General features: G+C 58.0%; 23 protein-coding genes. 9 read left to right on the top strand and 14 right to left on the bottom strand.

What is annotated here, in order from left to right; genetic code table 11:
- Nucleotides 1-5 precede the first annotated feature (5 nt).
- Entirely contained in the window at nt 6-800 is a 795-nt protein-coding gene (locus ACYZT4_RS20655; RefSeq protein WP_461981152.1) for an IS3 family transposase, read from the top strand.
- A 78-nt stretch (nt 801-878) separates the two neighbouring features.
- Here ACYZT4_RS20655 and katE read toward each other — a convergent pair whose 3' ends face one another.
- A complete protein-coding gene (gene katE, locus ACYZT4_RS20650; RefSeq protein ID WP_461982717.1) occupies nt 879-3,017 on the bottom strand; it encodes a catalase HPII in 2,139 nt (712 codons plus the stop codon).
- Nucleotides 3,018-3,281: 264 nt separating this feature from the next.
- Here katE and ACYZT4_RS20645 point away from each other — a divergent pair, with 264 nt between their 5' ends.
- The 4 genes from ACYZT4_RS20645 to ACYZT4_RS20630 all read left to right on the top strand — a co-directional run bounded on the left by ACYZT4_RS20645 (nt 3,282) and on the right by ACYZT4_RS20630 (nt 7,155).
- Nucleotides 3,282-4,289, top strand: coding sequence for a methionine ABC transporter ATP-binding protein (locus ACYZT4_RS20645; protein ID WP_461982716.1), 1,008 nt, complete (start codon nt 3,282-3,284; stop codon nt 4,287-4,289).
- The gene (locus tag ACYZT4_RS20640; protein ID WP_461982715.1) at nt 4,289-4,963 is read left to right on the top strand and encodes a methionine ABC transporter permease; all 675 of its coding nucleotides are present in this window, start codon (nt 4,289-4,291) and stop codon (nt 4,961-4,963) included. The genes ACYZT4_RS20645 and ACYZT4_RS20640 overlap by 1 nt, the downstream gene beginning before the upstream one ends.
- A gap of 77 nt (nt 4,964-5,040) precedes the next feature.
- Nucleotides 5,041-5,811: a MetQ/NlpA family ABC transporter substrate-binding protein gene (locus ACYZT4_RS20635; protein WP_461982714.1), complete on the top strand. Its 771-nt coding sequence runs from the start codon at nt 5,041-5,043 to the stop codon at nt 5,809-5,811.
- Nucleotides 5,812-6,060: 249 nt separating this feature from the next.
- Complete coding sequence (locus ACYZT4_RS20630) at nt 6,061-7,155, top strand: RHS repeat-associated core domain-containing protein (RefSeq protein WP_461982713.1); 1,095 nt, start codon at nt 6,061-6,063, stop codon at nt 7,153-7,155.
- A 135-nt stretch (nt 7,156-7,290) separates the two neighbouring features.
- Here ACYZT4_RS20630 and ACYZT4_RS20625 read toward each other — a convergent pair whose 3' ends face one another.
- The 5 genes from ACYZT4_RS20625 to ACYZT4_RS20605 are packed head-to-tail and all read right to left on the bottom strand — an operon-like array spanning nt 7,291 to nt 11,199.
- A complete protein-coding gene (locus ACYZT4_RS20625; RefSeq protein ID WP_461982712.1) occupies nt 7,291-7,926 on the bottom strand; it encodes an SCO family protein in 636 nt (211 codons plus the stop codon).
- Nucleotides 7,923-8,822 (bottom strand): heme o synthase, encoded by a 900-nt coding sequence (gene cyoE / locus ACYZT4_RS20620; protein WP_461982711.1) that lies wholly within the window; start codon nt 8,820-8,822, stop codon nt 7,923-7,925. Before cyoE ends, ACYZT4_RS20625 begins: the two co-directional genes overlap by 4 nt.
- Nucleotides 8,810-9,889, bottom strand: coding sequence for a COX15/CtaA family protein (locus ACYZT4_RS20615; RefSeq protein WP_461982710.1), 1,080 nt, complete (start codon nt 9,887-9,889; stop codon nt 8,810-8,812). Before ACYZT4_RS20615 ends, cyoE begins: the two co-directional genes overlap by 13 nt.
- Nucleotides 9,890-9,899: 10 nt before the next feature.
- Complete coding sequence (locus tag ACYZT4_RS20610; protein WP_461982709.1) at nt 9,900-10,493, bottom strand: hypothetical protein; 594 nt, start codon at nt 10,491-10,493, stop codon at nt 9,900-9,902.
- Nucleotides 10,459-11,199, bottom strand: coding sequence for an SURF1 family protein (locus ACYZT4_RS20605; RefSeq protein ID WP_461982708.1), 741 nt, complete (start codon nt 11,197-11,199; stop codon nt 10,459-10,461). Before ACYZT4_RS20605 ends, ACYZT4_RS20610 begins: the two co-directional genes overlap by 35 nt.
- A 70-nt stretch (nt 11,200-11,269) precedes the next feature.
- Between ACYZT4_RS20605 and ACYZT4_RS20600 the strand changes: the two genes are divergently transcribed.
- Complete coding sequence (locus ACYZT4_RS20600; protein WP_461982707.1) at nt 11,270-11,473, top strand: twin transmembrane helix small protein; 204 nt, start codon at nt 11,270-11,272, stop codon at nt 11,471-11,473.
- Between the two features lie 57 nt (nt 11,474-11,530).
- On the opposite strand, the gene ACYZT4_RS20595 is transcribed toward ACYZT4_RS20600, so the two are convergent.
- The 4 genes from ACYZT4_RS20595 to coxB all read right to left on the bottom strand — a co-directional run bounded on the left by ACYZT4_RS20595 (nt 11,531) and on the right by coxB (nt 15,921).
- Complete coding sequence (locus ACYZT4_RS20595) at nt 11,531-12,418, bottom strand: cytochrome c oxidase subunit 3 (RefSeq protein ID WP_461982706.1); 888 nt, start codon at nt 12,416-12,418, stop codon at nt 11,531-11,533.
- Between the two features lie 25 nt (nt 12,419-12,443).
- Nucleotides 12,444-12,995, bottom strand: coding sequence for a cytochrome c oxidase assembly protein (locus ACYZT4_RS20590; RefSeq protein ID WP_461982705.1), 552 nt, complete (start codon nt 12,993-12,995; stop codon nt 12,444-12,446).
- Nucleotides 12,996-13,124: 129 nt separating this feature from the next.
- The gene (ctaD, locus tag ACYZT4_RS20585) at nt 13,125-14,711 is read right to left on the bottom strand and encodes a cytochrome c oxidase subunit I (protein WP_461982704.1); all 1,587 of its coding nucleotides are present in this window, start codon (nt 14,709-14,711) and stop codon (nt 13,125-13,127) included.
- 82 nt (nt 14,712-14,793) lie between these two features.
- Entirely contained in the window at nt 14,794-15,921 is a 1,128-nt protein-coding gene (coxB, locus tag ACYZT4_RS20580; protein WP_461982703.1) for a cytochrome c oxidase subunit II, read from the bottom strand.
- A 370-nt stretch (nt 15,922-16,291) separates the two neighbouring features.
- On the opposite strand from coxB, the gene ACYZT4_RS20575 reads away from it, so the two are divergent.
- Nucleotides 16,292-16,942: a hypothetical protein gene (locus ACYZT4_RS20575; protein WP_461982702.1), complete on the top strand. Its 651-nt coding sequence runs from the start codon at nt 16,292-16,294 to the stop codon at nt 16,940-16,942.
- A 94-nt stretch (nt 16,943-17,036) separates the two neighbouring features.
- Here ACYZT4_RS20575 and ACYZT4_RS20570 read toward each other — a convergent pair whose 3' ends face one another.
- The 3 genes from ACYZT4_RS20570 to ACYZT4_RS20560 all read right to left on the bottom strand — a co-directional run bounded on the left by ACYZT4_RS20570 (nt 17,037) and on the right by ACYZT4_RS20560 (nt 20,686).
- The gene (locus ACYZT4_RS20570; RefSeq protein ID WP_461982701.1) at nt 17,037-18,563 is read right to left on the bottom strand and encodes a SulP family inorganic anion transporter; all 1,527 of its coding nucleotides are present in this window, start codon (nt 18,561-18,563) and stop codon (nt 17,037-17,039) included.
- 90 nt (nt 18,564-18,653) lie between these two features.
- Nucleotides 18,654-19,385: a carbonic anhydrase gene (locus tag ACYZT4_RS20565; protein ID WP_461982700.1), complete on the bottom strand. Its 732-nt coding sequence runs from the start codon at nt 19,383-19,385 to the stop codon at nt 18,654-18,656.
- Nucleotides 19,386-19,627: 242 nt separating this feature from the next.
- Nucleotides 19,628-20,686, bottom strand: a complete 1,059-nt coding sequence (locus ACYZT4_RS20560) for a PA0069 family radical SAM protein (protein WP_461982699.1) — start codon at nt 20,684-20,686, stop codon at nt 19,628-19,630.
- Between the two features lie 229 nt (nt 20,687-20,915).
- On the opposite strand from ACYZT4_RS20560, the gene ACYZT4_RS20555 reads away from it, so the two are divergent.
- Both ACYZT4_RS20555 and ACYZT4_RS20550 read left to right on the top strand, forming a co-directional pair.
- The gene (locus ACYZT4_RS20555) at nt 20,916-21,221 is read left to right on the top strand and encodes a hypothetical protein (RefSeq protein ID WP_461982698.1); all 306 of its coding nucleotides are present in this window, start codon (nt 20,916-20,918) and stop codon (nt 21,219-21,221) included.
- Between the two features lie 176 nt (nt 21,222-21,397).
- The gene (locus ACYZT4_RS20550; protein ID WP_461982697.1) at nt 21,398-22,039 is read left to right on the top strand and encodes a phosphatase domain-containing protein; all 642 of its coding nucleotides are present in this window, start codon (nt 21,398-21,400) and stop codon (nt 22,037-22,039) included.
- Here ACYZT4_RS20550 and ACYZT4_RS20545 read toward each other — a convergent pair.
- Nucleotides 22,017-24,086, bottom strand: coding sequence for a M3 family metallopeptidase (locus ACYZT4_RS20545; protein ID WP_461982696.1), 2,070 nt, complete (start codon nt 24,084-24,086; stop codon nt 22,017-22,019). The two genes, ACYZT4_RS20550 and ACYZT4_RS20545, sit on opposite strands and share 23 nt — an antisense overlap.
- Nucleotides 24,087-24,093: the final 7 nt, after the last annotated feature.

Genomic DNA, 24,093 nt, shown 5'->3' with positions numbered 1-24,093 from the left:
GACGCATGTGTCTGGTCTTAGGCTTGGCCCGCAGTAGCTATTACGCGAAACGTAAACCCAAGCCGCCTCGTGTTATCGAGAGTGGCTTGGAGATGAAGATTCGTGCGCTGCATATAGAGCATCGCGAAGCTTTAGGGGCCCGCGGCTTATCCAAGGAGTTGAGAGCGGAAGGCATTTTTATCGGACGCCACCGAATGCGCTCCTTGATCAAGACCCTTGATTTAGCTAGGCGCCGGCCACGTTACGCTCACTATCGTCGCGCCACCAAACCAAGTATCACGGCGCCGAACATACTTGATCGTCGCTTTAATCCGGTCCAGCCAGACACGCTCTGGGCAGGCGATATCACCTACATCAAAGTGAGGGATAGCTGGTTATATCTGGCCGTAGTGATGGATTTATTTTCCCGCCGAATTGTGGGGTGGGCCTGTTCAAGAACTGCTGACACAGACTTGTCGATCAAAGCGCTGAAATTGGCGGTAGCGCTGCGCAGCCCAATGCCTGAGCTGTTATTTCATTCAGATCAGGGCTGCCAGTACACCGCTGAGAGGTTTTCAGCGTGTCTGGCCGAAAGCCGAATCGTCCACAGCGTGAGTCGTCGTGGCAACTGTTGGGACAACGCGGTAGTAGAGCGTTACTTCAGAACGCTGAAGCACGACTGGATGCCAGAAAATGGTTACCAAAGTCACTTTGAGGCGGAAAAGGATGTGATCGACTTTGTGTCGCACTACAACCATCGCCGTTGCCACACCGCATCGAATAACCTGCCGCCTGCGCTCTTTGAGCAGCAGGCGGTCTAAAACTCCTACGGAGTGGTCCAAAAAAACTGGACCCCAACAGGCTTGCCCGCGAAGGCGTCCTCCATATCGATACAAATATTAAGCCGGAACCGCCTTGGCCTTAGCCTCCCGATCCCAAACCCGATGCTGCCCGATCGCGGCAATAAAAGGTTTGATCAACTTGGCATCCGCGCCCACGATCAACCCGGCATCAGCCTCCAGTTTCAACACATCCAGCAACTGCTTCGCTTCGCCATGCAACGCGATTGCCTTCAGGTGTTTGTACGCCTCCAGCACGTAATGCAACGCCACGCCATCGCCGCTCAACGCCTTGATCGATGCCGCGCCACCTGGCACGAACACCGCATCAAACGCGATGGACGGCAAACCCTCCATCGACGCATCCACCGGCAACGCCTTGCCATCAGCGGTAGTCACCGGCGCCGACGTTGGGCCGAGCAGTTTGGCGTGGGCACCTTCGGCTTTCAGCGCAGCTTTCATCGCATCGATCGCAGCACCATCGACACCATTAGCCGCCAGAATCGCAACCTTGCGGGTTTTGATATCGCCCGGCAGCAGATTGGCCTGACTCAAGGCCGGCGAGCGGTCCAAAGATGTTTTTGGCACATCGACCGTCCCGGCTTTCGGTGCCGGCAAGCCAAGGTTCTGAGCCACGCGCTTGGCCAGTTCCAGGTCGATGTTGGCGAGGATTTCATTCACTTCGCGCGCTCGGATGTGTTCGCGTTCTACCTTGCCCAATTCAAAGCTGTAGGCCGAGATGATGTGTTCCTGCTCGTGCTTGCTCATGCTGTGGAAGAACAGCCGGGCCTGCGAGAAGTGATCACCGAACGACTCGCTACGCTGGCGGATTTTGTTGGCATCGATGCGCTCCGGATAGGTTTCGAAGCCGCCATCCTGCGCGGCGGGCGGTGTTTCTTTCGGCCAGCCGCCGTCGATGGAATTCGGCTCGTAGGCCGCGCGACCCTTGTCGATGGTGGTGCGATGCAACGCATCCCGCTGACCATTGTGGAAGGGTGCGACCGGACGGTTGATCGGGATTTCGTGAAAATTCGGTCCACCGAGTCGGCTGATTTGCGTATCGGTGTAGGAAAACAACCGACCTTGTAGCAACGGATCATTGGAAAAGTCGATTCCCGGCACGATATGCCCCGGGCAGAACGCAACCTGCTCGGTCTCCGCGAAGAAGTTATCCGGATTGCGATTGAGGACCATTTTGCCCAGCGGCGTGATTGGCACGGTTTCTTCAGGAATCAGTTTGGTCGGGTCGAGGATATCGAAGTCGAACGAGTGCTCGTTTTCCTCTTCGATGATCTGCACGCCCAATTCCCATTCTGGATAATCGCCCAGCTCAATAGATTCCCAGAGATCGCGACGGTGATAGTCGGTGTCCTTACCGGCGAGTTTCTGTGCTTCATCCCAGACCAGCGAGCAGGTGCCGGCGGACGGACGCCAGTGGAATTTGACGAAGCGCGATTTGCCTTCGGCGTTGACCAGGCGGAACGTGTGCACGCCAAAACCCTGCATGCTGCGCAAACTTTTCGGAATCGCCCGGTCGGACATTGCCCAGATGACCATGTGCGCCGATTCCGGCACCAGCGAGACGAAGTCCCAGAAGGTGTCATGCGCCGAGCCACCCGTAGGAATCTCGTTGTGCGGCTCGGGTTTTACCGCGTGCACGAAGTCTGGAAACTTGATCGCATCCTGTATGAAAAACACCGGCATGTTGTTGCCCACCAAATCGAAGTTGCCTTCGTCGGTGAAAAATTTCACGGCAAAACCGCGTACATCGCGCACGGTATCGCCCGACCCGCGAGGTCCCTGCACCGTGGAAAACCGCACGAAGACCGGGGTTTTCTTGCCCGGGTCCTGCAGGAAACCGGCCTTGGTCAACACCGAATGGTTTTCATAGGTCTGGAAGTAACCATGGGCGCCGGTGCCGCGTGCGTGGACGATGCGTTCCGGGATGCGCTCATGGTCAAAATGCGTGATTTTTTCACGCATGATGAAATCTTCGAGCAACGATGGCCCGCGAGCGCCGACCTTCAAGGTGTTCTGGTTGTCCGAGACCTTCACGCCCTGATTAGTGCGCAGGGCCTGTTCGGTAGCGTCGGAGCGGAATTGTTCCAGGCTGTCGAGCTTGGTGTTGGTGTTGCCGCGGTCCAGGGTATCGGTCCCGGCCAGTGCGCTTTTGGGGGCGGCAGGCTTTTTAGTACTCATCAGTCGTGATCTCCTCGTGGCGATTCCCGCCGTAGCCAGGACTCTTATGCATTCCCCAGGCACGGCACCGGGGGCGTTTTCGAGTTGCCTAATTAGTGACTGATGAGGTTTTTAGCCGTTCCTTTTTTCTGACTTTTGATCGCGTTATTGCCAAATGGAAGGTTGAATGCGGAATAAATGCTAATAACCTCTATACGGACAGGCTAAAATGCGCGCCCGGCTAACCGCTGATCCCTTTCCAACGCGCCCCACAAGGTTCGCTACGTGATCGAGTTCCAAAACGTCCACAAAACCTACCGCGTCGCCGGTAAGGATATTCCCGCCCTGCACCCGACCAATCTGTCGATTGAGAATGGCCAGGTCTTCGGCCTGATCGGTCATTCCGGTGCGGGAAAAAGTACCCTGCTGCGTCTGATCAATCGCCTGGAGAACGCCAGTGGCGGCAAGATCTTCGTCGACGGGGAAGAAGTCACCGCGCTCGACGCCAACGGCTTGCGACGCTTCCGTCAGCAGGTCGGGATGATTTTCCAGCACTTCAACCTGCTTGCGTCCAAGACTGTGGCCGACAACGTCGCGCTGCCGTTGACCCTGGCCGGCGAACTGTCGCGCAGCGAGATCGACCAGCGTGTCGCCGAGCTGCTGGCGCGGGTGGGGTTGTCCGACCACGCGAAAAAGTACCCGGCGCAGTTGTCCGGCGGCCAGAAGCAGCGCGTCGGCATCGCCCGCGCCTTGGCGACCAAGCCGAAAATCCTGCTGTGCGATGAAGCCACCAGTGCACTGGACCCGCAGACCACGGCGTCGGTCCTGCAGTTGCTGGCCGAGATCAACCGCGAGCTGAAACTGACCATCGTCCTGATCACCCACGAGATGGACGTGATCCGTCGCGTGTGCGATCAGGTCGGCGTGATGGACGACGGCGTGATCGTCGAGCAAGGCTCGGTGGCCGACGTATTCCTGCACCCGAAGCACCCGACCACCAAGCGTTTCGTCCAGGAGAGCGAGCAGGTTGAAGAGAGCGAACAGCGCGACGACTTCGCGCATGTGCCGGGCCGCATCGTGCGTCTGACGTTCCAGGGCGAAGCGACCTACGCGCCGTTGCTGGGCACCGTCGCTCGGGAAACGGGCGTGGACTACAGCATCCTCGCCGGTCGTATCGACCGCATCAAAGACATTCCCTATGGGCAGTTGACCCTTGCGGTCACCGGCGGCGACATGGAAGCGGCGTTTGCTCACTTCACTGCGGCTGATGTCCACATGGAGGTGCTGCGTTGATGGAAGCCCTGACTGCATTCTTCTCCAACATCGACTGGTTCGAAATCTGGCTGGCGACCGGCGACACCTTGATGATGCTCGGCGGCTCGCTGCTGTTCACCGTTTTGCTGGGCCTGCCGCTGGGCGTGCTGTTGTTTCTGTGCAGCCCGCGTCAGTTGCTTGAAGCCAGAGGCGTGTATGCGATGTTGTCGCTGGTGGTGAACATTTTGCGTTCGCTGCCGTTCATCATCCTGTTGATCGTGATGATTCCGTTCACCGTTTTCCTCACCGGTACTTCCCTCGGTGTTGCCGGCGCGATTCCACCGTTGGTGATAGGCGCCACGCCGTTCTTCGCCCGACTGGTTGAAACGGCCTTGCGTGAAGTGGATCGCGGCATCATCGAAGCGACCCAGGCCATGGGCGCGTCGACGCGTCAGATCATCACCAACGCCTTGCTGCCGGAAGCCCGCCCGGGCATCTTCGCGGCAATTACGGTGACAGCGATTACACTGGTTTCCTACACGGCGATGGCCGGTGTGGTGGGCGCAGGTGGTCTCGGTGACCTGGCGATCCGTTTCGGCTACCAGCGTTTCCAGACAGACGTGATGGTGGTGACCGTGGTGTTGCTGCTGGTGCTGGTTCAAGTGCTACAAACCGTTGGCGACAAGTTGGTCGTACACTTTTCGCGCAAATAAGCTTTTTGTAATTTAATACATGAGCCGGCCATTCGCTGGCAGGCGCCGTGAGCGGCGCCTCACATGGAGTTAGCTGAATGAAAAAACTACTCGTCGCGTTCGCTGCCGTTGCAGCCTTTTCCGCCCACGCCGACACCCTGACTGTCGCGGCGACCCCGGTCCCGCACGCAGAAATCCTCGAATTCGTGAAGCCGGCCCTGGCCAAAGAAGGCGTGGACCTGAAAGTCAAAGTCTTCACCGACTACATTCAGCCGAACGTGCAAGTGGCCGAGAAACGCTTGGACGCCAACTTCTTCCAGCACCAGCCGTACCTTGATGAGTTCAACAAGGCCAAGGGCACTGACCTGGTGGCCGTGGCCGGTGTGCACCTGGAACCGCTGGGCGCTTACTCCAGCAAGTATAAAGCGCTGACCGAACTGCCGGGCGGCGCCACCGTGGTGATCCCGAACGACGCCACCAACGGCGGCCGTGCGCTGTTGCTGCTGGCGAAATCCGGCCTGATCAAGTTGAAGGATTCGAACAACATCCTGTCGACCACCAAGGACATCACCGAGAACACCAAGGACCTGAAAATCCGCGAACTGGAAGCCGCGACCATCCCTCGCGTGCTGACCCAGGTCGACCTGGCGCTGATCAACACCAACTATGCGCTGGAAGCCAAGCTCGATCCGGCCAAGGATGCACTGGTCATCGAAGGCAGCGACTCGCCTTACGTGAACATCCTCGTGGCCCGCCCGGACAACAAGGACAGCGAAGACATGAAGAAACTGGCTGCTGCACTGCATAGCCCGGAAGTGAAAGCCTTCATTCTCGAGAAGTACAAAGGCGCAGTGGTGCCGGCGTTCTGATCCAACGGCGCAATGAAAAAGGGAGGCCATGTGGCCTCCCTTTTTTGTGCCTGAAACACCGATCCCTGTAGGGCCTTGGCTTGTCGAGTCGTCGCACCGCGGCGATGGCGTCCGTGAGATCGCCATCGCCGGCAAGCCGGGCTCCTACAAGTACCACTTGGCTCTCAACCCTATCAGTTCTACTAGTAGACAACGTTGCTTCGATTACCCAGGCTGAATAAGATCAAAATTATTCAGGGGATTTAGCTCTTGCTCGCCAATGCTCAAGAAGTGATATGCACTTACTACTACGATCCGCTGAATCGCCTGGTGGGTACTTCTACTGATAGAGAAGCTGAACTCAGGCGCTTTTACTGCAAAGAACGTTTGGCGACGGAGATTCAGGGTTCAGCGAGCTATGCGCTATTTCAACAAGATGTTTTACCGTTGGCGCAACTATATATAAAGAAGAATTCAGCAACGATTTCGCTACTGGCGACAGATCAACCGCACACTATTTTGCACACCCTGAGGACTAAACCATTTAAATCATTTGCTTACTCGCCTTATGGGTATTCCCCAGTTGAAAACTGTTTATTGAGTTTGCTGGGTTTCAATGGTCAGCGACGAAGTTCTGTCACCGGGCATTATATGTTGGGCAATGGTTGTCGGGCTTTTAACCCTGTAATTATGCGCTTTAATAGTCCGGACAGTTTCAGTCCATTTGGGAGAGGTGGATTAAATGCTTATATGTATTGTTTGGGTGATCCCGTTAATCAACACGATATGAATGGACATTTTTCTTTATTTCACGGAGCGGGTGCAGCGTTAACTTCAATGTCTAATAAAATTGCGGAGCTCTTCAAGTCATCAAATGCATCTGCACATTTGAAAGGGGGTGGAAATCCAAGAATTAGAACGGCCAGCATAGGTAGCGTAAGCGAGGCACCTAAAGTAATAAAAAATATAGTGAGCAGTATTGCGGAGGATTACCGGGCTTACGAGATGGTTCAAAATGAACTTAACGGGAACATAATAAGGAATATTTCAACTTCGAACGAATTGCGTTCGTTAGAGCGTGGTGAACTTTACAAATACGTCCTAACTGATCAATATCAATTGGTCGTTGGTGGATATCCGGGGAAACACCCGGCAGATCTTGTTTCTCATTCCGTGCTAAGCCAATTCGCAGGAAGCAACAAAGTAATAAGTGCCGGTTATATAAAGAGCGTGGGAGGAAAAAGCCTTTTCGAAGTTAATAACTACTCGGGACACTATAAGCCAAGCGTCGAATCACTAATGCATATAAAAAAATTTGTGGAAGACATTGACGGGCGAGTGAGATTGATCCGATATTCCTTCTAGGTTGTTTCAATCTGCTTACTGCCGAAGCAGTTATTAACGATACAGCGTTTTATTTAGTTCCAAACGCGCCGTACTTCTCTTTTCGACAGGCGAGTGGAAGGCTTCCTGATGCTTCAGGAGCCTTCACCCTAAAAATTACTTGCGTTGCAGCATTACGGGCAACTGCGCCACCAACTTGGTGTTATTCAACGGTGCCCGAATAAACCCGCGCTGGGTCCCGTCGGGGCCAATCACTGCCAGGTTGCCGCTGTGATCCACCGTGTAGTTCGGCTTGCTGGTGTCTCCCGGAATAAACGGAATGCTCACCGCATTGGCCAGTTTCTGAAGGTCGTCCACCGACGCTGCGGTCAAACCCTGAAACTGTGGATCGAAGTAACCCAGGTACTGCTTGAGCTGTTTGGGCGTGTCGCGGTTCGGGTCGACGCTGACCAAAATGATCTGCAATTTATCCACAACCTCCGGCGGCAGTTCGCTTTTGATCTGGCGCAGTTGGGCGAGGGTGGTCGGGCAGATGTCCGGGCAGAAGGTGTAACCGAAGAACAGCAGGCTCCACTTGTCTTTCAGTGCGTTGACCGCCACCGGTTTGCCGTCCTGATCGGTCATCGTTACGTCGGGCAGGTTGCGACTTTGCGGCAACAGGATGATCCCGGCGTCGATCAACGCGGTCGGGTCGCCCTGGCCTTTGCCGGACAGCACTTTGTTTATGGTCAGGCCCAGAACCAGTGCGATCAGGGCGACGAGAATGAAGACGGTTTTTTGGGTTCGAGTCATAGGTTCAACAGTAAGTAGTGGTCAACGAGCAGCGCGATAAACAGCAGGAACAAGTAGTAGATAGAGTACTTGAAGGTGTTAATCGCCGCGTGCGGCCGAGTGCCACGGTACAGCACCACGGCCCATTGCAGAAACCGTGCGCCCAGTCCCAGCGCGCAGATCAGGTAGAGCATGCCGCTCATGTGGATCACATACGGCATCAGGCTCACGGCCAGCAGTGCGAAGGTGTAAAGCAGGATATGGATTTTGGTGTAGTGCTCGCCGTGGGTCACCGGCAGCATCGGAATGTCGGCCTTGGCGTATTCCTCTTTGCGGTGAATTGCCAGGGCCCAGAAGTGCGGCGGGGTCCAGGCGAAGATGATCAGCACCAGCAACAGCGGTTCGGCGCTGACATGACCGGTTGCAGCGGTCCAGCCGAGCAGCGGCGGGGCGGCACCGGCCAGGCCGCCGATGACGATGTTCTGCGGCGTCGCGCGTTTCAGAAAACCGGTGTAGACCACGGCGTAACCGAGCAGCGAGGCGAGGGTCAGCCAGGCCGTCAGCGGATTGGTGAACGCCAGCAACAAGGCCTGGCCCAACAGTGCCAGCACCAACGCAAAGGTCAGCGCTGCCGTCGGTGACACCCGGCCTTCGGCCAACGGACGTTTGTGCGTGCGCGCCATTACTGCATCGATACGCCGGTCCACCACATGGTTGACCGCCGCCGCCCCGCCAGCACACAACGCGATCCCCAGGTTGCCGAACACCAGCACCGTCCACGGCACGCCCGCACGGGTCGCGAGAAACATGCCGACCAGCGAAGTGATGAGCATCAGCACCACCACTTTCGGCTTGGTCAGCTCCAGGTAGTCACGCCAGATCGCCTGGCTGTGACGTGCGCCGATCAGAGTCGCCATGGCATCTCTCCTTTTATTGTTATGGGCCCGGCCGAGTGTTTACGCGGCCTGAAGCGCCAGCGCACAGGGGATTGCTGTTTGACCCGAACCAGACTGGTTCGCGCGTGGTAATTGACCAGCACCATCGTCAGCAGCAGCGCTGCGCCACCGGCGTTATGCGCGACAGCCACCGGCAGCGGCAGATGAAACACGACGTTGCTGATGCCCAGGGTGATTTGCGCGGCAAGGGCGATCAGCACCAACCCGGCGAGGCGAGTCATGCCAACGACCTTCAATTGCCACGCCAGCCCTAGCAGCACCACCGTCACCAACAATGCGCCGATACGGTGAGTGAGGTGAATCGCGGTGCGGGCATCGCTGTCCAGTTGCCCGCCGAGGTAATTGGGGCCGATGTGTTGGGTCAGGTGAAAGCCGTTGGCGAAGTCCGCCGGTGGCAGCCATTGCCCGTGACAGGTCGGGAAGTCGATGCAGGCCACCGCCGCATAGTTGGAACTGACCCATCCGCCGAGGGCAATTTGCAGGATCACCAGCAGCAAACCGGCGGTCGCCCAATACTGCAAACGCCGTGGCACGGTCAGCGCCGGCAGCACGCCGGACAGGCGCAAGGTCAGGAGGAATAACAGACTGAGCGTGGCAAAACCGCCGAGCAAATGCCCGGTCACCACCTGCGGCCAGAGCTTGAGCGTCACCGTCCACATGCCGAACGCCGCTTGGGCGAACACCACCGCCAACAGAAACAGCGGCAGCTTCACCGGTTGCCCTGGATGACGACGATGCATCCAGGCGCGGCCGGCCAGTATCGAAATCAACACCGCCAAGGTGCCGGCGAAGTAGCGGTGGACCATCTCGTTCCAGCCTTTGTGGGCTTCGACGGGCGCATCGGGAAAATGCAGTTCGGCATGGGCCAGTTGGGCTTCGCTTTTCGGCACGCTGATAAAGCCATAGCAGCCCGGCCAGTCCGGACAGCCGAGGCCGGCGTGGGTCAGGCGGGTGTAGGCGCCGAGCAACACCACAATCAGTGCCAGCAGGGTGGCAAACAGCGCGAGGCGAAATCCAGGTTTGGCCATGACGATGCCCTTATCCGATGTTCGACAGTTTCAGCAGATGACGCAGGTCGTTCAGTAAATCCTTGCCCTTCACCGTCGGGTCGTAGCGCAGTACCAGATTGCCGTGCGGATCGATGATCCACAGTTGGGGCACGGTCTTGTCGCCCGTCGTCTTGCTGAAGGTCGTCAGGTCCATGGGGTAGCGTCGCAGTTGCGGGTATTCGCGGGTCAGCTTGGCCTCGTAATCGGCGCTCAGGGGTTGTGCGGCGGCGAGTGCGTGGCTGGCGCGCGAGGCATCACGACCGAGACCGATCTGGATTTGCCGCGCCAGGTACACCAGTTGTTGGCAGTCCACCGAACAATCCTTCGGCGCGGTGACCAGCATTTGCCAGCGCTCCTCCTGCGCCTGCACGCCGAGGTCGGCGCGGGTCTGGCCGTTGCCGATCAGTTCGCCGTGATAGCTGCGACCGTCCGGCACCCAGAACTGCAATTTGTACATGCCGGTGGCGAGGATCATCGGACCGATCACCCCGAGCAGGATCAACAACAGCTGCAAGCGACCCTTGCGCCGACTCGCCGGCGTTTTCGCCTCAGACATGCGGGGTGGATTCATGGCCGCTCCCATGGTGTTTCTCCTTTGCGTTGTGCCAACCGAGGTAGATAAAGAGGCCGAGCAGGGCGATCGACATGGCGAACCACTGCACGGCGTAGGCGATGTGTTTTTCCGGCCCCATGGCGATCACCGGCCAATCGGCCTGGTAGGTTGCGGGGCCGGTTTCTGCGCGTAATTCGTAGGCAAACCCTTCGCGGTCCAGCGCCTTCCAAAGCTTGGCCGGCTCGACGGCGGTCACCAGCTCGGGCCAGTTCGTGGCGCTCGGATCGGCGTGCAGCTGAAAGGTAGCGCCGGGCGGAACGTAGACCCAGGCATCCAGATTCAACGCCTGAGTCGGCGTGGTGAATTGCGGCGGTGCGCGCCGGTCCGGCCACGGCAGCCAGCCACGATTGACCAGTAGCCACAGCCCGGTGGCCTGATCCTGAAACGGTTGCAGGAGCTCGACGCCGACCTTGCCGTCACGCTGGCGGTTATCCAGCAGCAGGCTGTGCGCGGCATCGAACTGGCCGTGCAGATGCACGCGACGAAAGGCCGGGTCTTCGCTGTGTTGAAGTTCGGTGCTGGCCACCGGCTCGGCGACCCGGCGTTCGGCATAGGTGTGCAGCAACGCGCTTTTCTCGGCGCCACGGCTCAGTTGCCAGAACCCGAGCGACACCAGCAGCGGCAGCAAGAGTGCGACCACCAGTGTCGGTACGATGCCCGGCCGGAAACGCTTCATGGCAGCGCCAGAAAGTCGGTCATCGCGATAGCTATACTCAAGTGCATCGCCTTACCCCTGGAGTTCCACCATGCTCAAAACAGCCATCGTCCTGATGCTGATTGCCACGGTTGTCAGCCTGTTCAGCGGCCTGTTTTTTCTGGTCAAGGACGACAGCAACTCGAACCGCCTCGTCATTGCCTTGAGTGTTCGGGTTGCGCTGGCCGCCATCACCGTCGGCTTGATCGCCTGGGGTTTTTTCAGCGGCCAGTTGGTGTCACACGTTCCTTGGTAGCTGTAAGCTTCAAGCGCTTCAAACTTGAAGCTTGCAGCTTGAAGCTTATAGCCGCCCCTAAAGCACATAGACGAAAACGAACAAGCCGATCCACACCACGTCGACAAAGTGCCAATACCAACTCGCCGCTTCGAAGCCGAACTGGTGCTCGTTATCGAAGTGCCCGCGCATGATCCGCATCAGCATCACAAAGAGAATGATGGTGCCGATGGTCACGTGGGCGCCGTGGAAACCGGTGAGCATGAAGAAGGTCGCACCGTAGATGCCCGAACCCAGGGTCAGCCCCAGTTCGTGGTAGGCGTGCATGTACTCTTCGGCCTGGAAGCCGAGGAACGCGCAACCCAGTAAAACGGTAATCGCCAGCCAGATTTTCAACGCGCCGCGATGACCCTTTTTCAAGGCATGGTGGGCGATGGTCACGGTGACGCTGGAGGTCACCAGCAGAATGGTGTTGATCAGCGGCAAGCCCCATGGGCTGATGACTTCTTTGGGGGGCGGGAACAGTTTCGGGTCCGGTGTATGCAGCAGCGGCCAGGTGAACTGGAAGTTCGGCCAGAGCATATGAGCAATGCCTTTCGGGCCTTCACCGCCGAGTGCCGGCCCGGAAATGTGCCGCACGTAGAACAGCGCACCGAAGAACGCGATGAAGAACATCACCTCGGAGAAAATGAACCAGCTCATGCCCCAGCGGAACGAGCGGTCCATTTGCGCGCTGTACAGCCCCGCGCGACCTTCCTTGACCACCGTGCCGAACCAGCCGAACAGCATGTACGCCAGCAGCAGGCCGCCGACGAAAAAGATCAGCGGTCCGTGGGATTCGGGGCGCGCGGCCTTCAGGTCGTTGAACCAGGTCGCCAGGCCAAACACCGTGACGAACATGCCAACCGTGGCGATGATCGGCCATTTGCTTTGGGCCGGTACGTAATAGTGCTCATGAGTTGCCATTTATTGTTCTCCTTATCGGGCACGCTCAACCGCCAGTGTTTACGGCTACCGGTGGATGTCGGGCGGTGATATCGAACAGCGTGTAGGACAGCGTCAGGTGCTTCACATCCTTGGGCATGTCTCGGTCAACGATGAAACGTACCGGCATCTCGATCCGTTGACCGGGCTGCAGCACTTGCTGGGTAAAGCAGAAACATTCGGTCTTGTGGAAATACGCGGCGGCAGTGCTCGGCGCGATGCTCGGCACCGCTTGCGCACTCATCGGTTTGTCGGTCGGGTTGTGAGCGATGAAAATCATCTCGTTGACGGCGCCCGGGTGGGCGGTCAGCTCTTCGCTCTTGGGGTAGAAATCCCAGGACATGTCGACGGAATTGGTGGTCAGAAACTGTACGCGAACCTGCCGCGAAGCATCGACCGTCTGCTCGCCCTCGTACTGCCCGGCGGTCTTGCCGTTGATGCCGAACGCCTTGCACATCACGTCGTAGATCGGCACCAGGGCAAACCCGAAGACGAACATCGCCACCACCACCAGCAACAGGCGGGTGACCAGTTTCTTCGTCGAAATCGAATCAGCCATGATTCCAACCCTCACTACCGAGCCCTGTGGGAGCGGGCTTGCCCGTGATAGCGGTGCGTCTGGCACACCGCGCCGACCTCATCGCTGGCAAGCCAGCTCCCACAGGGATTACCACAAGGCCACGGGTGTTCATTTCACTTCCGGTGGCGTCGTGAAGGTGTGGTACGGCGCCGGTGACGGAATGCTCCACTCAAGGCCTTCCGCCCCATCCCACGGTTTGGCCGGTGCTGGAGGGCCGCCGCGGATGGTCTTGATCACGATGAACAGGAAAAACAGCTGTGTGGTGCCGAACATGAATGCACCGATTGACGACACCATGTTGAAGTCGGCGAATTGCAGGTTGTAGTCCGGAATCCGCCGCGGCATGCCCGCCAACCCCACGAAGTGCATCGGGAAGAACGCCATGTTCATGCCGATGAACGAGAGCCAGAAGTGCAGCTTGCCGAGGGTTTCGTCGTACATGTGCCCGGTCCATTTCGGCAGCCAGTAATACGCCGAAGCGAAGATTCCAAAGATCGCCCCCGGCACCAGCACGTAGTGGAAATGCGCGACCACGAAGTAGGTGTCCTGATACTGGAAGTCCGCCGGGGCAATGGCCAGCATCAGACCGGAGAAGCCGCCGATGGAAAACAGGATCACGAACGCCACCGCAAACAGCATCGGTGTCTCGAAAGTCAGCGAGCCTTGCCACATGGTGCTCGCCCAGTTGAACACCTTCACCCCGGTGGGCACGGCGATCAGCAGCGTGGCGTACATGAAGAACAACTCGCCCACCAGCGGAATGCCGACCACGAACATGTGGTGCGCCCAGACGATGAAGGACAGGAACGCGATGCTCGCCGTCGCATAAACCATCGAGGTGTAGCCGAACAGCGGCTTGCGCGAGAAGGTCGGAATGATCGAGCTGACGGCACCGAAGGCCGGCAGGATCATGATGTACACCTCGGGGTGCCCGAAAAACCAGAACACATGCTGAAACAACACAGGGTCACCGCCACCGGCGGCACTGAAGAAACTGGTGCCGAAGTGGATGTCCATCAGCATCATTGTCACGCAACCCGCCAGCACCGGCATCACCGCGATCAGCAGAAACGCAGTGATCAACCAGGTCCAGACGAACAGCGGCATTTTCATCAGCGTCATGCCGGGGGCGCGCAGATTGAGGATGGTCGCGATCACATTGATCGCACCCATGATCGAACTGATCCCCATCAAGTGGATGGCGAAAATGAAGAAGGTCACGCTTTCCGGCGCGTAGGTCGTCGACAGCGGTGCGTAGAACGTCCAGCCGAAGTTCGGCCCGCCACCGGCGGTGAACAGGGTCGATATCAACAGAATGAACGCCGCCGGCAGCAGCCAGAAGCTGAAGTTGTTCATCCGTGGCAGCGCCATGTCTGGCGCGCCGATCATCAACGGGATCATCCAGTTGGCGAGGCCGACGAACGCCGGCATCACCGCACCGAACACCATCACCAGGCCATGCATGGTGGTCATCTGGTTGAAGAACGCCGGTTCGACAATTTGCAGTCCCGGCTGGAACAGTTCGGCGCGAATCACCATCGCGAATGAGCCGCCGAGCAGGAACATGGAGAACGCGAACCACAGGTACAGCGTGCCGATGTCCTTGTGGTTGGTGGTCAGCACCCAGCGCATCAGGCCTTTGGCGGGGCCGTGGGCGTGGTCGGCATGACCATGGTCATCGATGACGGCGCTCATGGCGTGTCTCCTGCAAACAGATGGGCTGGGCAGGCCGGGGCGCGTTGTCCCGACCGGTTCCTTACATGCGCAATAGACTGGGTCATTTGCTTTCCGCCTGTTTCAGCTCCAGCACTTCTTTAGGAGTGACCATGTCGCCCTTGTTGTTGCCCCAGGCGTTACGTTCGTAGGTCACGACCGCCGCGATGTCGACTTCCGAGAGCTGTTTGCCGAACGCCGCCATCGCGGTGCCAGGCTTGCCGTGGAAGACAATGCTCAGGTGACCTTCTTTCGGTCCGGTGGCGATTTTCGAGCCTTTGAGCGCCGGGAACATCGGCGGCAGGCCCTGGCCTTCGGCCTGGTGACACGCCACGCAGGTGGTGTGATAGATCTTGTCGCCGCGCTCTTTGAGCTCGTCGAGCGTCCATTCCTTGCTGGTCAGTTCTTTCAGCTGCAGGGCTTCAGCCTTGCGCTCGCCCAGCCATTTTTCGTAATCGGCCTTTTCCTTGACCTCGACCACGATGGGCATGAAGCCATGGTCCTTGCCGCACAACTCGGCGCACTGGCCGCGATAAATGCCGGGCTTGTCGATGCGGGTCCAGGCTTCGTTGACAAACCCCGGAATCGCATCGCGCTTGACCGCAAAGGCCGGTACCCACCAGGAATGGATGACGTCCGCGGACGTCACGAGGAAGCGCACCTTGGCGCCAATCGGCAGCACCAGCGGCTTGTCGACCTCGAGCAAGTAATGCTCGCCCTTGGCTTCCTTGTTGTGGATCTGGTCGGCGGGGGTGGCCAGGTTGCTGAAGAACTCGACGTCCTGGCCCAGGTATTTGTAATGCCACTTCCACTGATACCCGGTGACCTGGATATCGATATCCGGCTCACTGGCGTCGTACATCTTGATCAGGGTTGCAGTCGCAGGAACCGCCATGGCCACCAGAATCAGGAAGGGCACGATGGTCCAGAGAATCTCGACGGTGGTGCTTTCATGAAATTTTGCGGCCACCTGCCCGGTCGAGCGGCGGTGGACCATCATCGACCAGAACATGGCGCCGAAGACGATGATGCCGATCACTACACAGATCCAGAAAATGGTCATGTGCAGATCGAATACTGCGTGACTGATTTCAGTCGCTCCCGGCGCCATATTCACAGTCCAGGCGGCTTGCGCCTGGCTGAAAATCGACCACAACAGGAGGCCCATCCAGACGTGTGGATGTCGCATCATTGCGGGTTCCCCTTATCGTTCTTGTTATCCCGCCGGCTTTCACCTGCGGCAAGGGAGCGGCTTTTCAGACTACGAACTTGAATCGCCGGGTCTTGCTGCGTGTGCAGTCGGACGTCATCAGCTAACTCCATTCCAAACCGAGTATAGACAGCGACTGCTACCTCGCAATGTGCGCGCGTAAATCATCTGAAACAGGTGGGACTTGCGTTCCAGGGCACGAATGGAGAAGGATGCAGACGAGTGGTGGCACATCGATATAGCTTTGAAGTCTCAAGGATGAATTATTTATGACAAATGCGTCTTAGCAGATGTCGGATGCCAGCTAAGTTATGTCTTCCCAATTTCATTGCCTTTGTTTCCTGGAGTTTTCATGAACACCGCCGCATTGCGCGAGCAGATCCAAAAAGCCCAACAACACGAGGCCGAGACCGGCCTGCTGACGCGCCAACTGGAAAGCCAACTGCCTCATCTACACCCGTCTATCCAATTGCCGGAGGCGGACGCCAACGGCGTGCTGACGCGTTTTGTCGCCGCCTACATTGAGGAAGTGCCTGATCTGCTGGATGCAGCGAATGAAGTCGCCAGGGAAGCTGGAATCGAGTCACAAATCAAACCGGTGCTGAAAATTGCCGAACAGTATTTCCTCCAGCCGCCGGACATCATGAACGGCCATGTCGGGCTCGACAGCCTGCTGGACGAAGCCTATCTGGCGCACCGGTTTGTCGAAGAAGTCAACGACCTGTACATCAAGCATTTTGGCCAGCCACTGATCCCATTGGACATGACTGTCGCCAACCTGATTGCCCACCAATTGATCGGTGAGGCGTTCGCCAACCAACTGGATGAAGTGGTGCACCACGCGGTGGACAGCATGCTCGACGACGACAGCTTTGCGCTGGAGTCGGTGGAAGCCTACCGCGAGAAACTTAGCAGTCCGGACACCGGCACGGCATGGAAGCGCTGGCCGTGCATGTCGCGACGGTTGGGTGTGGGCCTGGAACTGGATCAGCCTGCCGCTTAAAGCCCTGTAGGAACCTGCTTGCTGGCGATGAACGAAACGCGGTTTATCTGAAAGACCGCATCATCGTCCATCGCCAGCAAGCAGGCTCCTACGGTTATGGGGTTGAGCCGACACCGGTGGTGGTGCGCAACCGCCCTTCCAGCCGACGCTTCAACCCCCGCGCTTCAATCAGCAGCGTCGAGCCCTTGGCCGCGTTGGCCCGCCCCCAATCCTCAAGCAACTCCAGACACGCGTGGTCGATGTAGCTCAGGTTATTCAACGGCACATGCACCGTCGCCCCGGCGGGAATGTTCCCCAGCACCTGAGTCAGCGCCGGCACCTTGAGAAAGGTCGCGGCCCCGATGAGGCGCAGCTCCATTTCACCGTCCTTGGGCAGATCGATCAGGCTGATCTTCAACCGCGAAGCCTTCCACGCCAGTTTGGCCAGGGTCAGGCCGAAGCCGATCAGTACGCCGGTCAGCAAGTCAGTAAAGATGATCGCCAGCGCAGTCGCCGCGTAGGTGAACATTGGCATCCGGCCATAGCGGCCCAAACCTCGAAAGACTTTCAGATCGACGAGCTTGAAACCGGTGTAAACCAGGACGCCCGCCAGACTCGCCACCGGAATGCTCTGCAGCACACTCGACAGCAGCAACACGAACGCCAGCAGCCACAGGCCGTGGAAGATTGTCGACATTCGGGTGGTGGCGCCGGCCTGCACGTTGGCCGAGCTGCGCACGATCACGCCGGTCATGGGCAGCGCGCCGAGCAGACCGCAGAGCATGTTGCCGATACCTTGGGCCGACAATTCCCGGTCGAAATCCGAGCGCTGGCCGTTGTGCATGCGATCTACCGCCGCGGCGGACAGCAAGGTTTCGGCGCTGGCAATGAACGCGACGGCGAAGGCCGCGATCAGCAGGGTGGGGTCGGCGAGATTGAGCAAGTCGGCCGGTTTCAGCCAGTCGATGGCTTCCGCCAGATTGGCCGGTACTTCGACCCGTTTGACCTGCAAGGCGAGCACCAGACTGGCGACCGTCGCCAAGCCCACACCAAGCAAAGCGCCTGGAACAAAGCGCAGGGAATGCGGACGCAGCTTTTCCCACAGGTACATCACCGCTATCGTCGCAACTCCGAGCAAACCGGCCTGCCAGCCAAACGAGGGCAAGGCTTGCGCCACGGCAGCCGGGAAGGCCGCCAGGTTATCCAGTCCAGACGGCTTGGGCACGGCATCGAGCATCACATGCACCTGGGACAATATGATCAGTACGCCAATGCCGGCGAGCATGCCATACACCACCGCTGGCGCCGTCACACGAAACCAGCAACCCAGTTTCAAACGGCCGGCGACCAATTGCAGAAATCCCGCCAACAACAGGATCGGACCGAGCATGGCAATGCCGTGCTGGCGCACCAGTTCGAACACCAGGACCGCCAGACCCGCCGCCGGGCCACTGACTTGCAAGGGCGAACCGGCGATCCAACCCACCACCAGACCACCGATGATCCCGGTGATCAGACCTTTGGCCGGCGGTAATCCCGAGGCGATGGCGATGCCCATGCACAAGGGCAGGGCGACCAGAAATACAACCACCGAAGCGAGCAGCTCCCGTGGCAGAACAGCTTTGAGTTGCGTAGCACGCATAGTGATTCTCCCGAAGATTTCTTCAGGCATGGCAAGGCCGGACCGCTGAAACAGCGGCCGGGGTCAAACCACACAGATTTTTAGGAGGATTTAGAAGCGCGCTTTGGGCGTTGCCACTGGTATCGGATGACTGCCATCGAGCGGCAGGAAGGCACCCTTATCCGCGTCATAAGCCTTGATTGCACTGGTTTCGATGTCGTAGACCCAGCCATGGATGAACAGATGACCGTTCGCCATGCGCGAGGCCACCGAAGGATGAGTTCGCAAGTGCTGCAATTGGGCGATGACATTCTCTTCGGTGAGGATGTGCATCGTCTCGTTTTCGTCGGTGCAATTGCAGTTGTCATGCACCATGGTTTTCGCGACTTCCGCATGCCGCAGCCAGGCTTTGACCGTGGGCATTTTTTCCAGGCTATCGGGGTTGAGCACCGCACGCATCGCGCCACAATCGGAGTGGCCGCAAATGATGATGTGTTGCACGCCCAGCGCCAGCACTGCGTATTCGATGGCCGTGGAAACACCACCGTTCATCTGCCCGTAAGGCGGGACGACATTGCCGACATTGCGGGTCACGAACAGATCACCCGGCGAGCTGTGGGTAATCAGTTCAGGCACGATGCGCGAGTCGGCGCAGGTGATGAACATCGCCCGTGGCTGTTGCGCCGTGGCGAGTTTTTTGAAGAGCTCTTCCTGCTGCGGAAAGATCTCATGATGAAAATGCAAAAAGCCGTCAACGATATGCTTCAACGCTGCATCGGCGGATTCAGCCTCCGGGTGGGCTGAAACCGACGCAGCCAACGGCTGTTTATCCTTGTCACTCATGAATTCATCCTCATTGGCGGAGTCAGGGAAGTTTCCCGTTTTGTCCGGTGTGAAGCCAGTGGCTGTTCGAAAAACATCCAGGTGAACGATCTCGACCCGTCAGTCACTCGATGAACAAGGTAGCGACCGAAACTTAACTCAAACTGAATCAACCGCTCTAGAACCTGTGTTCCAGATCGCAAGAAACGTGACCAGCCCGCAGTCGCTGCCCGTTCCCACTTCTCACCTTAGGCCAATTGTCGCTAAATCAAGGACATCTGGCGACCCGGCGGACAGAAGGCTTCGCAGTCCAGATTAAAACCTTCCCGTCGATTGAGCCCCAAGCGTTTGATGGTTTTGGCAAAACGTTGGGCCAGCAGGTCGGCGAATGGACCTTCGCCGCGCATCCGGCTGCCGAATCGGCTGTCGTAGAGCTCACCGCCACGGCTCTGCCGGATCAGGCTCAGCACATGGGCCGCGCGTTGCGGATAGTGGGCCGCCAGCCATTCCTCAAACAACGGTGCCACCTCCAGCGGCAAGCGCAACATCATGTAGGCCGCACTTTGCGCACCTGCGGCCTGCGCTTCGGCCAGCAGGCTTTCAAGTTCGCTGTCGTTGATCATCGGAATCATCGGCGAACACAGCACACCGACCGGAATCCCGGCTTCACGCATCACGCGGATCGCCCTGAGCCGGGCCTTGGGGGCAGCGGCACGCGGTTCGAGGATGCGTTTGAGTTCATCGTCCAGGGTGGTGAGGCTGATCATCACCGCTACCAGCCTTTGCCCGGCGAGTTCAGCGAGCAGGTCCAGGTCGCGCAGGATCAGCGAGCCCTTGGTGATGATCGTCACCGGGTGACGGTAACGCAGCAGCACCTCCAGGGTTTTACGGGTAATCCTGTGCTCGCGTTCGATGGGCTGGTACGGATCGGTGTTGGAGCCCAGGTTGATCGGCGCGCATTGATAGCCGCGTTTCGACAGCTGTTCTTCCAGCACATCGGCAGCGTTGGTCTTGGCGATCAATTTGGTCTCGAAATCCAGCCCCGGGGACAGGTCCCAATAGGCGTGGCTGGGCCGCGCGTAGCAATAGATGCAGCCGTGCTCGCAGCCACGATAGGGATTGATCGAGCGGTCGAAAGGCAGGTCCGGAGAAGTGTTGCGGGTGATGATGGTTTTTGCCGTCTCGATGCGCACCTCGGTGCCCTGGGTCATCGGCGCTTCCTGATACCAGCCTTCGTCCTCCGCTACCGTGCGGTTCGGCGCGAAGCGGTTGTGCGGGTTGGTGGCGGTGCCGCGACCGCGCGGCGGCAAAGGCGTACTCATGGACGATACTCGTAACTGTATGCGCATACAGTATCCGACGTTGGGCAAGTCGGCCAGTGCCGTTCGGCTCTTTGGCAAGTTTTCAAACCGCGCTGTCGTGGAGTTGAGTGAAAAGTGCAACTTTTGCAATTCCGGGAAACAGATAACGGATAGCCTGGAAGACAACTTGATAAGTAGTATCAGTTGCACACAAAGTTCCGTGTGTTTACTCATTAAATGGAATTTATAAATGTCGTTTTTTAATCAGCGCGGTATCTTTTTACAATTGTTGGCGCCCAGTATTACCAACCCCCGGGAAGCACAAGTGTCCATGCAACTGGCGCGCAAGGAGTCTGGCTGGGATGCCGTTAATCAAGAGCCTTCGGAGGCTCTGGTAGACTCTGTCTATGTCACGGCGGTTTCAAATGATGGAGGTCGATCCTTCAGCATCAACCTAGTAAAAATCGATGTGGACGGTGACGGAAATATTGACAACGATGACAAGGAAAAGCTGTTGGCTTTGGCAGAAGCGTACGCAAGTATTGTGAACCCATAAACATCTTTATAACCGGGCCCGTATAGACAGAGTTTGAAGCAGGCTTAGTTACGAGTACTTCAGCGGATCTAAAAATTCGCTGATTCACGATTCTTTGACAGATGGCTCACACACCTTTGACTGTCAGAGGCTCAGTCTGGCGTCGTCATCCCCCTACTTACAGATGGTCGCCAAGCATGTCACCACGCCTTATCCCCGCGTTATGCCTGTCGCTGGTCGCACTGTTCAACCTGACGTGCGCCCACGCCGAAGACACGGCTGTACCCCGTCCGGCGGAGTGGGCTCAGCCGGTCGAGGTTCAGTACAACCTTTTCCAGATGTCCCCGACGCTTTATCGCAGTGCCTTGCCTGACCAGGGTGCCGTCCCGTTGCTGGAAAAACTCAAGGTGACCACCGTGATCACTTTCCTGCCTGAGTCCGATTCAAGCTGGCTGACGGCGCCGGGTATCGATCAGGTGCGTCTGCCATACCGCACCAATCACGTGGATGATGCGCAGGTCCTCACGGCCCTTCGTGCCATCCAGACCGCCGAGGCCAAGGGGCCGGTGCTGATGCACTGCAAACATGGTTCGGACCGGACTGGCCTGATGGCCGCCATGTACCGGGTGGTCGTGCAAGGCTGGAGCAAGGAAGACGCGCTAAGCGAAATGACTCAGGGTGGTTTTGGTGACAGCGCTCATTTCAAGGACGGCGTTCGGTACATGATGCAGGCGGATGCGGATAAGTTGCGTACCGCACTGGCCAGTGGGGATTGCAGCACGAGCCCGTTCGCCGCGTGCTCGATGAAAAGCTGGTTCAAGTCGGCCCATGTCGAGTAATACGTTGCGACAATGCGCCCGTTTCCGACGATGCAGCGCCAGGACCCTCGGCGAACGGTCGTCCAAGAAATGCTGCCAAGGCGCTCAGTAAGGAGCGCGAATCGCCCGGCGAAAAGAAAGCCTCGCGAAAGGCCTGTCCTGTTTGCGCGTTGAAGACCCCATCCTGCTCAAACCGTTTGAACGCTTCGCTCGCCAGTACCCCTGACCACTTGTAGGCATAAACCGAAGCCCCATAACCGGTCACCATGTAATCAAAGCTGTTGGCGAACCGACACCAGGACGGAAGTCGCAGGTGATCGACCTCCCGCTCTACGTCGTCGAAGACCTGCTGAATACGACGGCCATCACCCTGGGTGCGATGCAACTCGAAGTCGAACAGTGCGCTCATCAATAGCTGTGCAGACTGCCAACTGTTCTGGGTTTGAATGGCTGACAGTGCCGCATCGACTCGCTCCTCGGTCAGGCGTTCGCCGGTTTCGTAATGGGCCGCAAGCCATAGCAGAAACTCCCGCGACAGGCACCACAGCTCAAACAACTGACCGGCAAACTCCCCTGAATCGCGTCCCAGTTGGGAAATGCCGGAGAGGGTGTAGTGAGGCGAACGCGTCAGCACATGCTGCAAGCAATGACCAAACTCATGAAACAGAACGCGCAAGTCCAGATGGGCGAGAAGACAAGGTTGTTCATCGATTCCGGGCCTGAAGTTGCTGTGCAGGACTGCAATCGGCAATGCCACCTGGCCTTCCGCGTTCCGCCGACGGTTGCGACACGTGGCGGTCCAGGCGTAGTCCGGTGCTTCCTCACGGTGGAAAGGATCGAGATAGATGTACCCGAGCACCTGGCCTCGTTCGCTGATCTCAAACAGGCGAACACTGTCATGCCAACGACTGAAATCCTTCTGCTCAACGATCGTGATCCCGAACACACGCTCACTGAAGAGGCAGAGTCGGCGTAGCGTTCCGTCCAGCGGGAAATAAGCCCGGAGGTTTTTCAGTGCGCCACCCAGTGGGTATTGGCGTAACTGTTCGGCGAGAAATTCAGTGTCCCAAGGCTGGACCTCTGAAATGTTCCGCGCTGGCGCAAATGCCTTGAGCGCTTGCGCGTCTTTCTCGAAGCCAGGCCTTGCCAGAATTATTTGCCGCCGCAGGAACCCGCTGACCTGTGCGGTGGACTCGGCCATTTCCGTTGCCAGGCTGAGTTGCGCGAAGTTCTCATACCCGAGCAACAGGGCCTTTTGGTGACGCAGTGCCAACAGCATGTGGAGTACCGGGCCGTTATCGAACTGATCGGCATGGGGACCTTGGTCGGAAGCGCGTGTGTTGTAGGCAACGAAATATTCCTCGCGCAGGCTTCGATTTTCCGCATAGGTCATGACCTGATGGCTGGTGTTCTGGTCCAGGCGCAGCAGCCACCCACCATGGCCAGCCTCTTGTGCATTCAGCGCCAGGCGGTCGATAGTTGTTCGGGATAACCCCTTGAGTTGTTCGATATCGTCAATGCGCTTGGTCCAGGCTGCGGAGGCGCTGTCGAGTTGAGTCATAAACAGGCTTTGCAGCGCGTTGATTTCGACATTGATGCGCGCGAGTGACCGTTGTTGTTCGGTAGACAAATTGATTCCCGACAGGCGAAACCGGCGCAAAATCTTGTTCAATACTGCTTTACGAGGCTCCTCGAAATTCACTGCGATCGAGCTTCGAGCGAGTCTTTGGTAGGTCTGGAACAGCGCCTGGTTGTTCAACTTTTCGGCGGTATAGCGTGCCGTAACGTAGCCACACCTTGCACTGGCCCATTCCCAGGCGATGTCGCGTTTCACCATGCCCAGTGTTTCGATGACGGACATCGCTTCGCCCAGTCGGGCATCGGTCTCATCGACTGCCAGCACGAGGTCGTCCCAGTTCGGGGACTTGGCTTGGGACGCGATGATTTCAGCAACAGTCTGCCGGTTGTCTGCAATGATTTTTTCGATGGCCGGGACAAGGTGCTCGGCGCGGACTGCTGAATAGGGCGGTAGCGTCCAGGGTTGCAAAAGCGGGTTGCTATCGGACATGAGTCTT

This window comes from Pseudomonas sp. GB2N2 (assembly GCF_054897705.1).
The sequence above is the reverse complement of the archived record's forward strand: the minus strand, read 5'-3'. Positions and strand labels throughout refer to the sequence as shown.